At 30.0% G+C, this 14,359-nt stretch carries 11 protein-coding genes and 1 other RNA gene; all 12 read left to right on the top strand.

All coding sequences use genetic code 11. From position 1 onward, the window contains the following. The first annotated feature begins 24 nt into the window (after nt 1-24). A complete protein-coding gene (gap, locus tag CLPU_RS01395) occupies nt 25-1,038 on the top strand; it encodes a type I glyceraldehyde-3-phosphate dehydrogenase (RefSeq protein ID WP_050353846.1) in 1,014 nt (337 codons plus the stop codon). 95 nt (nt 1,039-1,133) lie between these two features. Then, nucleotides 1,134-2,327, top strand: coding sequence for a phosphoglycerate kinase (locus tag CLPU_RS01390; RefSeq protein WP_050353845.1), 1,194 nt, complete (start codon nt 1,134-1,136; stop codon nt 2,325-2,327). A 14-nt stretch (nt 2,328-2,341) separates the two neighbouring features. Then, complete coding sequence (gene tpiA, locus CLPU_RS01385) at nt 2,342-3,091, top strand: triose-phosphate isomerase (RefSeq protein ID WP_050353844.1); 750 nt, start codon at nt 2,342-2,344, stop codon at nt 3,089-3,091. A 12-nt stretch (nt 3,092-3,103) separates the two neighbouring features. Next, a complete protein-coding gene (gene gpmI / locus CLPU_RS01380) occupies nt 3,104-4,642 on the top strand; it encodes a 2,3-bisphosphoglycerate-independent phosphoglycerate mutase (RefSeq protein ID WP_050353843.1) in 1,539 nt (512 codons plus the stop codon). 33 nt (nt 4,643-4,675) lie between these two features. Beyond that, nucleotides 4,676-5,968, top strand: a complete 1,293-nt coding sequence (eno, locus tag CLPU_RS01375) for a phosphopyruvate hydratase (RefSeq protein ID WP_050353842.1) — start codon at nt 4,676-4,678, stop codon at nt 5,966-5,968. A 157-nt stretch (nt 5,969-6,125) separates the two neighbouring features. After that, the gene (gene secG / locus CLPU_RS01370) at nt 6,126-6,362 is read left to right on the top strand and encodes a preprotein translocase subunit SecG (protein ID WP_050353841.1); all 237 of its coding nucleotides are present in this window, start codon (nt 6,126-6,128) and stop codon (nt 6,360-6,362) included. Between the two features lie 403 nt (nt 6,363-6,765). Beyond that, nucleotides 6,766-7,539 (top strand): alpha/beta fold hydrolase, encoded by a 774-nt coding sequence (locus CLPU_RS01365; RefSeq protein WP_050353840.1) that lies wholly within the window; start codon nt 6,766-6,768, stop codon nt 7,537-7,539. Between the two features lie 51 nt (nt 7,540-7,590). Next, the gene (locus tag CLPU_RS01360; RefSeq protein WP_050353839.1) at nt 7,591-9,225 is read left to right on the top strand and encodes a UDP-N-acetylmuramoyl-tripeptide--D-alanyl-D-alanine ligase; all 1,635 of its coding nucleotides are present in this window, start codon (nt 7,591-7,593) and stop codon (nt 9,223-9,225) included. Nucleotides 9,226-9,531: 306 nt separating this feature from the next. After that, complete coding sequence (locus CLPU_RS01355) at nt 9,532-10,701, top strand: D-alanine--D-alanine ligase family protein (protein WP_050353838.1); 1,170 nt, start codon at nt 9,532-9,534, stop codon at nt 10,699-10,701. Between the two features lie 312 nt (nt 10,702-11,013). After that, entirely contained in the window at nt 11,014-13,155 is a 2,142-nt protein-coding gene (rnr, locus tag CLPU_RS01350; RefSeq protein ID WP_050353837.1) for a ribonuclease R, read from the top strand. Between the two features lie 218 nt (nt 13,156-13,373). Next, nucleotides 13,374-13,835 carry an SsrA-binding protein SmpB gene (gene smpB / locus CLPU_RS01345; protein WP_050353836.1) on the top strand — a complete coding sequence of 154 codons (462 nt, stop codon included), beginning with the start codon at nt 13,374-13,376 and terminating at the stop codon, nt 13,833-13,835. A gap of 12 nt (nt 13,836-13,847) precedes the next feature. Beyond that, nucleotides 13,848-14,199, top strand: a transfer-messenger RNA (tmRNA) gene (gene ssrA / locus CLPU_RS16475). Nucleotides 14,200-14,359: the final 160 nt, after the last annotated feature.

Genomic DNA, 14,359 nt, shown 5'->3' with positions numbered 1-14,359 from the left:
TATAACTTTTGAGGAGGAATTTTAATGACTGTAAAAGTTGGAATTAGTGGTTTTGGTAGAATAGGAAGAGATGTTTTAAGAGTTTATTTTGAAAGTGGAGTTACAGACTTTGAAGTTGTAGCAATAAATAATGGTTCAGGTGATGTTAATACTTTAGCACATATGTTCAAATATGACTCATTATATGGAATATTCCCAGGAACAGTTGAAGTTGATGGAGACAATATGGTTATAAATGGTAAAAAATTAAAAGTTGTTAGCCATAGAAATCCAGAAGAGATTCCTTGGAAAGAATTAGGTGTAGAACTAGTTATAGACTCAACAGGAGCGTTCAAAGATAAAGAAGGTCTTTCAAGACACTTAAAAGGTGGAGCTAAAAAAGTTATTATTACAGCACCAGCTAAAGATGAAGATATAACTGTAGTAATGGGAGTAAATGAAGAGAAATATGATGCACAAAATCATCATATAATTTCTAATGCATCATGTACAACTAACTGTTTAGCACCAGTTGCTAAAGTTATATTAGATAAATTTGGAATTAATAAAGGATTAATGACTACAGTTCATGCATATACAAATGATCAACAAATATTAGATAAAGATCATAAAGATTTAAGAAGAGCTAGAGCAGCAGCTGAATCAATAATTCCTACAACTACAGGAGCTGCTAAAGCAGTTGCATTAGTTATACCTGAATTAAAAGGAAAATTAAATGGATTTGCAATGAGAGTTCCTACTCCTACTGTATCAGTAGTAGACGTAGTATTCGAAGTTGAAAAAGGAACTACTACTGAAGACGTAAATAAAGCATTAAAAGAAGCAGCTGAAGGACCATTAAAAGGAGTATTAGGATTCTCAGAAGAACCATTAGTATCTATTGACTATAGAAAAGACTATCGTTCATCAATAGTAGATGGATTATCAACTATGGTAATAGATAACATGGTAAAAGTAGTATCATGGTATGATAATGAATGGGGATACTCAGCTAGAGTAGTTGACCTTGCTAAATATATAGTTAACAAAGGAATATAGTTAATAATATATTAAAAGAAGTCCGGTTTAGTAGATATCTATTAGACCGGTTCTTCTTTAAAAATAGAGATTTTTATGGCATAAGGAGGACTAAGATGCTTAATAAAAAAAGTTTAGAAGATTTAAATGTCAAAGGTAAAAGAGTTCTAGTTAGATGTGATTTTAATGTTCCTATGAATGAAAATAAAGAAATAACTGATGATAGAAGAATAGCTAGTGCTATACCTACTATAAAATACATAATTGAAAATGGTGGTAAAGCAGTAGTTATGTCTCACTTTGGAAGACCAAAAGGAGAACCAAATCCTAAATATAGTTTAGCTCCTGTGGCTAAAAGATTGTCAGAATTATTAGGAAAAGAAGTAGTGTTTGCTGATGATGATATAGTAGTAGGAGAAGATACTAAAAAAATAGTAAGTGAAATGAAAGACTCAGATGTTGTTTTACTACAAAATACTAGATACAGAAAAGAAGAAGAGAAAAATGGAGAGGATTTTGCTAAAGAATTAGCTTCATTAGGAGATCTTTATATAAATGATGCATTTGGAACAGCTCATAGAGCACATGCATCTAATGTAGGAGTAAGCAAACACTTACCTTCTGCTGTTGGATATTTAGTAAAAAAAGAAATAGAAATAATGGGCAAAGCTATGTCAAATCCTGAGAAACCTTTCGTAGCAATTCTTGGTGGTGCTAAAGTATCAGATAAAATAGGAGTAATAGAAAATCTTCTAGATAAGGTAGATAGCTTATTAATAGGCGGAGGAATGATGTTTACATTTCTAAAAGCTAAAGGATTAGAAATAGGTAAATCTCTTGTAGAAGAAGATAAAGTAGATTTAGCAAAAGAACTAATAAATAAAGCTCAAGAAAAAAATGTTAACTTACTATTGCCAGTGGATACGGTAGTAGCTAAGGAGTTTAAAAATGATGTAGATTTTGAAACTGTTAATGTAGAAAATATACCTTCAGATACTATGGGACTTGATATAGGTGAAAGAACGATAGAAATATTCTCAAAAACAGTTAAAGAGGCTAAAACAGTTGTATGGAATGGGCCTATGGGAGTATTTGAAATGTCTAACTTTGCTAAAGGAACTGAGGCAATAGCAAAGGCTATGGCAGAAGCTAATGGTACTACTATAGTAGGTGGAGGAGATAGTGCTGCTGCAGTAGAACAAACAGGATTAGATGAAAAAATGACTCATATTTCTACTGGAGGAGGAGCATCATTAGAATTCTTTGAAGGAAAAGTATTACCAGGAATTGATGCTATAGATGAAAAATAAGGAGGAGACTTTTGATGAGGAAGCCAATTATTGCTGGTAACTGGAAAATGCATAAGACTATTAGTGAAGCAGTTGAATTAGTAAATGAAGTAAAAAATAAGGTTAAAGATTCAAATGTAGAAGCTATAGTTTGTGTACCATTTACTGCATTAAGTGAAGTAAAAAAAGAGCTTGAAGGAACAGAATTAAAATTAGGAGCTCAAAATATGCACTGGGAAGAAAATGGGGCTTTTACAGGAGAAGTATCACCTATCATGTTAACTGAAATAGGAGTAGACTATGTAATAATAGGTCACTCTGAAAGAAGACAGTATTTTGGGGAAACAGATGAAACGGTAAATAAGAAGATAAGGTCAGCATTAAAATATAATATAAGTCCTATAGTATGTGTAGGAGAAACTCTAGAACAGAGAGAGTCAGGGAAAGAAAAGGACATAGTTAAAGAACAAGTAATAAATGGATTGGAAGAAATATCTTCAAGTGATATGGAAAATATCGTTATAGCATATGAACCAATATGGGCTATTGGAACAGGAAAAACAGCGTCAGATGAAGAAGCTAATGAAATGATAGCATTTATAAGAAATACATTAAAAGAAAAATATGGTCAAGAAGTTTCAGATAAAGTTAGAATACAGTATGGTGGAAGTGTAAAGCCTAGTAATATAAAGGATATTATGAGTCAATCAGATATAGATGGAGCTTTAGTAGGAGGAGCAAGTTTAAAAAGTGAAGACTTTTTAAAGCTTGTTAAGTTTCAATAAGGAGATGTAAAGATGTCAGAAAATCTAGTAGCACTTGTTATATTAGATGGTTGGGGAATTGGAGAAGACTATGAAGGCAATTCAATAATGAGAGCAAAGACACCTAACTATAGAATGCTTTTAGAAAACTATCCTAGTACAAAGCTAAAAGCAAGTGGATTATCTGTAGGATTACCAGAAGGACAAATGGGTAATTCAGAAGTAGGTCATTTAAATATTGGTGCAGGACGAATAATATATCAAGAACTTACGAGAATAACTAAAAGTATAGAAAATGAAGAATTTTTTAACAAAAAAGAATTCTTAGAAGCTATAAAAAACTGTAAAAACAATAATTCTAAACTCCATCTTATGGGGCTATTATCAGATGGTGGAGTTCACAGTCATAACTTACATTTATATGCTCTTTTAAAACTTGCTAAAAAAGAAGGTCTCAAAGAAGTATATATACATTGTTTCTTAGATGGTAGAGATGTTCCACCTCAAAGTGCCAAAGGATATATTGAGGAATTAGAAAGCAAAGTACAAGAGATAGGAGTAGGTAAAATAGCTACAATATCAGGTCGATATTATGCTATGGACAGAGATAAAAGATGGGATAGAACTGAGAAAGCATATAATGCACTTACACTAGGAGAAGGTATAAGTGCAAGAACTGCAATAGAGGCTATAGATAATTCATATTCCAAAGATATAACTGATGAATTTGTAATTCCATCGGTTATAACTAATAATAACAATACTCCTTTAGGAACTATAGAAAATAATGATTCAATAATATTTTTCAATTTTAGACCAGATAGGGCAAGACAAATTACTAGGGCTCTTGTAGATAAAGAATTTGAAGGATTTGAAAGAAAGAAAAAAGTTGATACTTTCTTTGTATGCATGACTCAATATGATAAAACTATCGAAAATGTAAATGTAGTATATAAACCTCAGTCATATAAAAATACTTTGGGAGAATATGTAAGTTCTCTTGGACTGAAACAACTAAGAATAGCAGAAACAGAGAAGTATGCTCATGTTACATTCTTCTTTAATGGAGGAGTAGAAAAGCCAAATGAAGGAGAAGATAGAGTTCTTATACAGTCACCTAAAGTAGCAACATATGACTTAAAGCCAGAAATGAGTGCTGTAGAAGTAAAAGATGAAGTTATAAAGAGGATTAAAAGTAAAGAGTATGACTTTATAGTACTGAACTTTGCTAATCCAGATATGGTTGGACATACAGGTATAATAGAGGCTTCTATTGAAGCAATAGAAACAGTAGATTCATGTCTAGGAGAAATTGTGAAAGAAATTGTAAATGTTAATGGAAAAGTTCTAATAACTGCAGACCATGGAAATGCAGAAGAAATGTTAGATAAAGAGACTGGTAAAAAAGTAACAGCTCATACTACTAACAAAGTTCCTTGTATAGTTGTAGGAGAGGGCGATGTAAAGTTAAATGAAGGAATTTTAGCTGATATAGCTCCTACACTATTAGATATGATGAGAGTAAATATTCCCAAGGAAATGACAGGAACGTCACTAATTATAAAAAAATAAGATAAAGACTTATATATACTAGGAGGTAAAAACATGTCAGTAATTACAGATATATATGCTAGAGAAATTCTTGATTCAAGAGGTAATCCAACAGTAGAAGTAGAAGTATGGACAGAAAGTGGAGCTCATGGTAGAGCTGCTGTACCTTCAGGAGCTTCAACAGGAGCTTTTGAGGCAGTTGAATTAAGAGATGGAGAGAATGATAGATACTTAGGTAAAGGTGTAACAAAAGCTGTAGAAAATGTAAATGATATAATAGCACCAAAGCTTATAGGAATGGATGTATTGGATCAAGTTCTTTTAGATAAAACTATGATAGAATTAGATGGAACTGAAAATAAAGGAAAATTAGGGGCTAATGCAATACTTGGAGTTTCAATGGCTGCTGCTAAAGCAGGTGCTGATTTATTAGGTCTTCCATTATATCAATATTTAGGAGGAGTTAATGGTAAGTCTTTACCAGTTCCTATGATGAATATATTAAATGGTGGAGAGCATGCTGATAATAATGTAGACATTCAAGAATTTATGGTTATGCCTGTAGGAGCTTCAAGCTTTAGCCAAGCTTTAAGAATGGGAGCAGAGGTATTCCATAGTCTTAAAAAAGTGTTAAAATCTAAGGGATTAAATACTGCTGTAGGTGATGAAGGAGGATTTGCTCCAAACTTAAAATCTAATGAAGAAGCATTAGCAACAATAGTTGAAGCTATAAGACAAGCTGGATATGAAGAAGGAAAAGATATATTATTAGCATTAGACATAGCGGCTACAGAACTATATGATAAGGAATCAAAAGTTTATAAGCTTGAAGGAGAAGGTAAAGAATTAACTTCTAAAGAATTTGTAGAATTTTATAGTGAATTAGTAGAAAAATATCCTATAATCTCAATAGAAGATGGTTTAGATGAGGAAGATTGGGAAGGATGGAAGTTATTAACTGAAGCTATAGGAGATAAAGTACAATTAGTAGGAGACGATTTATTCGTTACAAATACAAAACGCCTAGAAAAAGGTATAAAAGAAGGCGTAGCTAACTCTATACTTATTAAGTTAAATCAAATAGGAACTATAACTGAAACTTTAGATGCTATAGAAATGGCTAAAAGAGCAGGATATACTGCTGTAATATCTCATAGATCAGGAGAAACTGAAGACGCTACAATAGCTGATTTAGCAGTTGCAGTAAATGCGGGTCAAATAAAAACAGGAGCACCTTCAAGAACAGATAGAGTTGCTAAATATAATCAATTATTAAGAATAGAGGACGTATTAGGAGAATCTAGTCAATATAATGGATTAAAAGTTTTCTACAATGTAAATAGATAAGATTAAAATATAAATGCTGAGTAATAAAGAGTTAGAACTACATTACTCAGCATTTAATTAAACTTAAAACTATATACCATATTATAGTCTACATATTGATTTTATCCAATGTCTGTGATAAAATGATTTTGTTCATTAGAGGATGGGAGGTGGAACTATGTCTACACTATTTACTATACTTATATTAGTAGCAAGTGTTATTCTTATAATTAGTGTTTTATTACAAAATGAAAAAGATCCAGGTTTATCAGGTACTCTAGGTGGTGGAGCAGCTGAAAGTAGTTGGGGAAGAAGTAAAGGAAAAAGCTATGAAGCGTTACTTGATAAGTTAACTGTTATATCAGCTGCAATATTATTTATTTCTTCAATTGCATTGGCAGTATTAACAAAATAAAATTTTTATATTGAAAGTAATGATATGTAGTTAAGTGAAAATAATGATATAAAAATATATAAGAGTAAGCGGTTCAATACAGTGAATCGCTTTTATTATGTAGATTTTTATTTAGTTTTATAAGGTTTAAATCTCTTTTAACGAATTAGTAATTAAATTATAAATATGAAATTAAGGGTTATAAATGACATAGATTACTATTTAATTTAATAATAAAGAAAATTAAACATTTCGGCATTTTACTTGCATACAAAACCAAATAAGCACTTTAAGGTATTTAAATAGTATGGTATAAATCCAAAACTTTTGCTATAATCATATAAGTGAATGAATAAAATTATAAATATATTACAGTGGATATAGCTTATAAATAAAAGAATTAATATGTAAGGATGGGTTGAGTATGAAGGTCAATATAGATGGAGTTGAAATAAATTATATATGTGAAGGGGAAGGAAAAAACGTTTTGCTACTTCACGGTTGGGCAGCAAATATAGGCACTATGCTACCTATACACAATCACCTAAAAGACAAATTCAAGGTATATACTCTTGACTTTCCAGGATGTGGAGAAAGCGAGGAGCCTAAGGATGTTTGGGGTGTATATGAGTATGCTGACATGGTTAAGAAATTCATAGATATAATGGGTATGGATGAAGTAATATTAATAGGTCATTCACATGGAGGAAGAGTATCAATAGTATTAAGTACTCAGTATCCAGACATGGTTAAGCAAATGATACTTATAGATAGTGCTGGGATAATACCAAAAAGAACATTAAAATATTATTTTAAAATATACACATTTAAAACTCTTAGAAAAATATACAATTTAGCATTTTTTTGGATAGACAAAGAAAAAAGATTGGAAAAGTTTTATAAAAAATTTGGTTCGACAGACTATCAACAAGCATCAGGTGTAATGAGAAAGATACTTGTTAAAGTGGTAAATGCAAATTTAAGACCATTATTAAAAGATATTAAAACTCCTACTTTGTTAGTATGGGGTAGAGAAGATAATGATACTCCAGTATATATGGGAGAAATAATGGAAAAAGAAATAAAAGGTAGTGGTTTAGTAGTGTTAGAAAATGCTGGACATTACTCGTATTTGGATCAATTTAATAGATTTAAATTAATACTAGATAGTTTTTTAACTGATGACAAGAATAATTAAATTTCAAAAGTATGGAATACTTTTTAAGTTAAGCTAGGGAGCGTGAAATAAATGAATTCAATCTTTATACCTGTAGTAATTGCTTCTATAGTAGTATGGGGTATAGCTTTTTATTTTAGAAGCAGATTTTTGCTACATATGATGCAGTTGGAAGGATATAAGAATAAGAATTTCTTAAATTGGATAAATGAATTTAAACACAGAGCATTCTATTCAAAATTAAATCTAACAACATTTCTAGCACTTATACTAATAATATTAGCTTTAGTTACTAAAAATGGTAAGCTAGTTGGTGTAAGTGCATTGTCATGGTGTGCTTTTATAATGTTAGGTATAAAGTTTAAAAAGGAAAAAGTGAAAAAAGATTTAGTATATACAGAAAGAGCTAAAAGACTTATGACCACTAATATAATAGTGAACATAGTGCTAATAATAATCGCAATAATCATACTTGTTTTAACTGTAGAAAATACTTATTTCTTATATTTATCTGCTCTTTTATTTATTACTGTTACTTATTATCTTCAACCTTACGTTTTATATTTATCTAATGTAATTGTAGCGCCTATTGAAAAAGGAATTAATCAGAAATTTTTTGATATGGCACATGATAAGGTTAGAAGTTTTGATAAATTAAAAATAGTTGGTATCACAGGTAGTTACGGGAAAACAAGTACCAAATTTTTAACTTCTACAATATTAGAGGAAAAGTACAATGTTTTAAAGACTCCAGAAAGTTATAATACTCCAATGGGAGTTAGTAAAGTAATAAACAATGACTTGAATAAAGAACATGAAGTATTTGTTGTAGAAATGGGAGCTAGAAATATTGGGGATATAAGAGAGATGGCAGAACTAGCGGGACCTAAAATTGGAATAATTACTTCTATAGGGCCTACGCATTTAGAAACGTTTGTAAACATAGAAAATATAATGAAAACTAAATATGAACTAATAGAAGAGCTTCCAGCTGATGGTATTGCAATATTCAATTATGATAACAAGTATATAAAGAAACTTGCAGATAAAACTTTTAAAGAAAAAATACTGTATGGAATGGAAGATATAGAAAATCTTGATTTGTACGCGACTGATATAGAGGTTTCTGAAACAGGATCAACATTTAAACTAGGTGATAAAGAAGGAAACTCTATAATTTGTTCTACTCAGCTTTTAGGAAAACATAATATAGCTAACTTACTAGCTGGTGCAGCTGTAGCAAGAGCATTAGGTCTTACTTTTGAAGAAATAGCTTCTGGTATTAGTAAAGTAGAAGCAGTACCACATAGATTACAACTTATAAACCCTGGTACAGGAGTAATAATTATTGATAATGCTTTCAATTCAAACCCAATAAGTTCTAAAGCTGCATTAGAAGTTTTAGGACAATTTAAAGAAGGAAGAAAGATAATAATAACTCCTGGTATGGTGGAGCTTGGAGATGAAGAGGCAGAAGCAAATAAGGAGTTTGGAAGAAATATTGCTAAAACCTGTGATTTTGCTATATTAGTAGGAAAAAATAGAACAAAACCTATACAAGATGGAATCAATGAAATGGGATTTTCAAAAGAAAATCTGTTTGTAGTAGCTAGTCTAGATGAAGCTACTAAAGCTCTTCAAAGTATTGTGAGAGCGAAAGATGTAGTATTATTTGAAAATGACTTACCTGATAATTATAATGAATAGAGAAGATCATATATCAAGCATTAAAAAAATAAGATTTCAATGCTTGATATATGATGAAAATATAAGGTATTGACTTAAAAAAATAGATAGAATACTGGTATTGAAAATAGTAAAATTCTAGGTGCTATAAACTCTATGTATTAATGAAGATAAGATTTTTTTAAGAATTTTACTATTTATGTTTACTTATCGTGTAACAAAGCTTTTTGAGACATGTATTTTTATATTAGGTAAATTACTTACTATTAATTTTGTGTCGCTTATATTTTATAATAAATATTATGATAATTTGAATGGAGGATTTTTATGAAAAAGAAAATAGGTGTACTCTTTGGCGGAAGAAGTGTTGAGCACGAAGTTTCAGTTATTACAGGTATGCAAGTTATAGAGAACATAGATAAATCTAAATACGAAGTTGTACCTATTTTTATAAATAAAGATGGAAAGTGGCTTACAGGTGAAGAATTATTGAAATTTGATAATTTTAAAAATAATAATTTGAAGAATTTAAAAGAAATTGTAGTGACATCTTTATACAATGATAATAAAATATATTCACATCCAGAAAATATAGGATTCTTAGGTAAAAAGTTTGTTGAGGATCTTGATGCAGTATTTATTGCTTTACATGGGACAAATGGAGAAGATGGTACTATACAAGGAGTGTTTGAGCTAATTAATATACCTTACGTAAGTGCAGGGGTAGTAGGATCTGCAGTCGGAATGGATAAAATATTAATGAAAGATGTATTTAAATCACACGGATTACCTATAGTTGGTTATACATGGTTCTTTAGAAAGAAATGGAATGATGATAAAGAAGCTGTAATATCACAAATTGAAGAAAAATTAAATTATCCTGTATTTGTAAAACCAGCTAACTTAGGTTCAAGTGTTGGTATTTCAAAAGCTAAGGATAGAGATGGGTTGATAGAATCTATAGAAGTAGCTATAAGATATGATAGAAAAATTATAGTTGAGCAAAGTATAGAAAATCCTAGAGAAATTAACTGTGCTGTTATGGGATATGATGATGAGGTAAAAGCATCATTATGTGAAGAGCCAATCGGATGGACTGATCTGTTAACATATGAGGATAAATACGTAAATAGTAATTCAAAAGGAACAAAAGGTGGAGGAAGAAACATACCTGCTGATATACCAGAAGATAAAGCTAAGGAAATCCAAGAGACAGCTAAAAAGTCATTCATGTCTATAGACTGTAAAGGAAATGCAAGAATAGACTTTTTAATGGATAAAGATGAGAATATATATGTAAATGAAATTAATACTCAACCGGGATCAATTGCATATTATTTATGGGAGCCTATGGGAATATCATTTACTAAACTTATAGATGAATTAATTGAAATAGCAACAAAAGTTCATAAAGAGAAAAATCAAAATATGTATTCATATGATGTAGATTTATTTAGTAGAGTGCAATTTGGTGGAAGTAAGGCTAAAAAAATATAATATAATTTTATTATTAAAAAGGCATGTTATATGTAACATGTCTTTTTAATATTTATAAAAAAAGTTATAATTATATTAATAAATCTTTACTTGAGAGGTAAATATATGTATATGATAGTATATAATCTAAATACATATTTATTAATATATAATTTTAGATTGTATAAATACTTTATAATGAATGTATTATTTGAATGCTAAATATATGTACATATAATTTAAGTACAGATTATTTATTAGTATAGTATTAGAATTAATGAGAGAAATTAAAGATATACTAGAACTATAATACTTTATAGATGGAGGAATAAAATGAATATAAAACATAAGATCGTTGAATTCATGAGAGAACAAGCTTATAAACCTATGTTAAAAGAAGAGTTAGCTCGTTTTTTTGAAATAGAAAAAAATCAATATAAAGACTTTTATAAAATATTAGATGAAATGGAAAAGGAAGGATTAGTAGTTCAAACAAGACAAAGTACTTATGGAGTACCTGAAAGAATGAACTTGGTAGTTGGTACTATTCAAGCACATCACAGGGGATATGGTTTTTTAATTCCAGATGATAAAGAACTAAGTGATGTTTTTATTTCGGCTCAAGATTTAAATGGAGCTTTGCATGGAGATAAAGTAATAGCTAGAGTAAATTTAAAAAGTGAAGATTCAAGAAGTCAAGAAGGAGAAATAATAAGAATATTAGAAAGAGCTAACAAAACAATTGTAGGAGTTTTTGAAAATAGTAAAAATTTTGGATTTGTTATACCTACAAATACTAGAATAACTATGGATGTCTTTATACCAAAGGCAGACTTTAATGGTGCTAAAACTAATCAAATAGTAGAGATAGAGATAACAAAATGGCCAGAAAAAAGACGTAATCCAGAAGGAAGAGTTATTAATATATTAGGCTATAAAGATGATGCTGGAACGGATATACTTGCTATTATTAAGAAATTTAACTTACCTGAAGAGTTTCCTGAAGATGTAATTGAAGAAGCAGAAGCAATAGATGAAGAAATACCAGAAAAAGAAATAGCAAGAAGAGTGGACTTAAGAGACAAAACTATATTTACGATAGATGGAGCAGATGCCAAAGACTTTGATGATGCTGTTTCAATAGAAAAACTTGATAACGGAAATTACGAACTAGGAGTTCATATAGCAGATGTAACTCATTATGTAAGACAGAATAGACCTTTAGATAAAGAAGCATTAAAAAGGGGAACAAGTGTATACCTTGTAGATAGGGTAATACCTATGTTACCTGAAAAATTGTCAAATGGAGTATGTAGTTTGAATCCTAAAGTACCTAGACTTACTCTTAGTATATTTATGGAGATAAATGATAAGGGAAAGGTATTAGGACATAAAGTAGTGGAATCAATCATTGAAAGTAAAGAAAGACTAGTATACGATGATATATCAGACATACTAGAGAATAAAGATGAAACTTTAACTAAAAAGTATCAACATATACTAAAAGAGTTAGAAATGATGGAAGAACTTTGTAAGATACTTATCAAGAAAAGAGAAGAAAGAGGAAGCATAGAGTTTGATTTTCCTGAATCTAAGATAATTTTAGACGAAAAAGGAAAGCCAATAGAGATTTCTGAATATGATAGAAGAATAGCTAATAGAATAATAGAAGAATTCATGTTAATAAGTAATGAGACTATAGCAGAATATATGTATTGGTCAGAAATTCCTTTTCTATATAGAGTGCATGAAGATCCAGATGAAGAAAGAATAAATGAGTTCAGTAAATTTATTCATAACTTTGGATACAGCTTAAAAGGATCTCAAGAGATACATCCAAAAGAACTTCAAGCTCTACTTAAAAAAATAGAAGGTAAAAAAGAAGAGGCAGTAATAAATACATTAATGCTTAGATCATTAAAAAAAGCTATATATAGTTCAGAAAGTCAAAGTCACTTTGGATTAGCTACAAAATATTATTGTCACTTTACGTCACCTATAAGAAGATATCCAGATTTACAAATTCACAGGATAATAAAGGATTTCATAAATGGCAGAATAACAGAAAAAGATATAGAAAAATTAAAAGCACATCTACCAGAGGTTGCAAGTCAATCATCTAGAAGAGAAAGATTGGCAGATGAAGCAGAAAGAGAAACAGATGATTTAAAGAAAGTAGAGTTTATGGAAGATAAAATAGGTGAAGAATATGAAGGAGTAGTGTCAGGGGCTATACCGTCTGGATTCTTTGTAGAACTTGACAATACTATAGAAGGATTTGTGCATATAAGTACTCTTACAGATGACTATTATCATTATGATGACCAAATATATGGATTTGTAGGTGAAAGAAGTAAGAATTCATATAAAATAGGAGATACGGTTAGAATTAAAGTGGCTAAAGTAAGTTTAGCAAATAGACGAATAGATTTTTCGTTAGCAAAGAACGAAGAAATAGAAGATGAAGAAGAATAAAATAAAATATTAACAAATAGCAAAATTTTTAAATCTTGATTTTAAAAATTACATCAAGATTTAGAATTTTGCTTTATTTGATTAGAAAATTTTAAAGTTTTTTAATATAATATTATTAAGTGAAAAATAAAAAAATAAAAAAACATATACTGACAATTGACATTTTAATTATGTTCTGCTATAATAAAGGATGCACTTAAGAAGGTATGGTGATTGATATGAGCAAGGTTAAAGGAAAAATATTAGCATCAAATAGAAAAGCAAGACATGACTTTTTCATAGAAGATACTATGGAAACAGGGATAGTATTAACTGGAACTGAGGTTAAGTCTATGAGACAAGGTAGACTTAATTTAAAGGATAGTTATGCTATGGTTGAAAATGGAGAGGTGTTTATTCATAACATGCATATAAGCCCTTATGAACAAGGGAATATATATAATGTTGACCCTCTAAGAAAAAGAAAATTATTATTAAATAAAAGTGAAATAAGAAAACTTATAGGGTATATAACCCAAAAAGGATATTCTTTGATACCATTAAGTGCTTATCTTAAAAATGGAAAAGTAAAGATAGAACTCTCTTTAGCTAAAGGTAAAAAGCTATATGATAAGAGACAAGATATCGCTAAGAAGGATGCTGAGAGAAGAATTAGAAGACATCTTAGTGAAAAATATTAATAAAATATTCCTGGGGACGAATTTGGTTTCGACGGGGGTATAGAGCTAAGAGTAGCGAGTCGTTGTCGCCAAACAACGCTAAAAGTGGCAACTAAATTATAAACGCAGACGATAATTACGCTTTAGCTGCCTAATAAGGCGGCCACTTACTCTAATGGTCCTGCCCATTAGATGTTAAGTGTTAATGTATGCAGGGAACTACTATAAGGTTTTTCCGACTTATAGCAGATAAATTGGAAATAGCCAAATAGAGGGCCTGTTGCTAGGCAAGCTAAGAGGCGAACTTTAAATATAGCAACTGCACTCGGAGAAGCTCTTAGTAAAGTGCTTTCGGACGTGGGTTCGACTCCCACCGTCTCCACCAATGATATCAAAAATTGTGTATACATTAATTTGATCTTCAAAAACTACTACTTTTTCTATAAAAGTACGAATAGTTTTTTGTTGCTCATCTAAGTTTTTAATTTTTATATTTGAATTTGATTTAAGATAACTCTTAATCATCTTTGGTTCTGGAACATATA

It is taken from the genome of Gottschalkia purinilytica (assembly GCF_001190785.1).
Classification (GTDB): Bacteria; Bacillota; Clostridia; order Tissierellales; family Gottschalkiaceae; genus Gottschalkia_A; species Gottschalkia_A purinilytica.
Note: the sequence above shows the minus strand (reverse complement) of the source record. Positions and strands in the feature narration are given on the sequence as shown.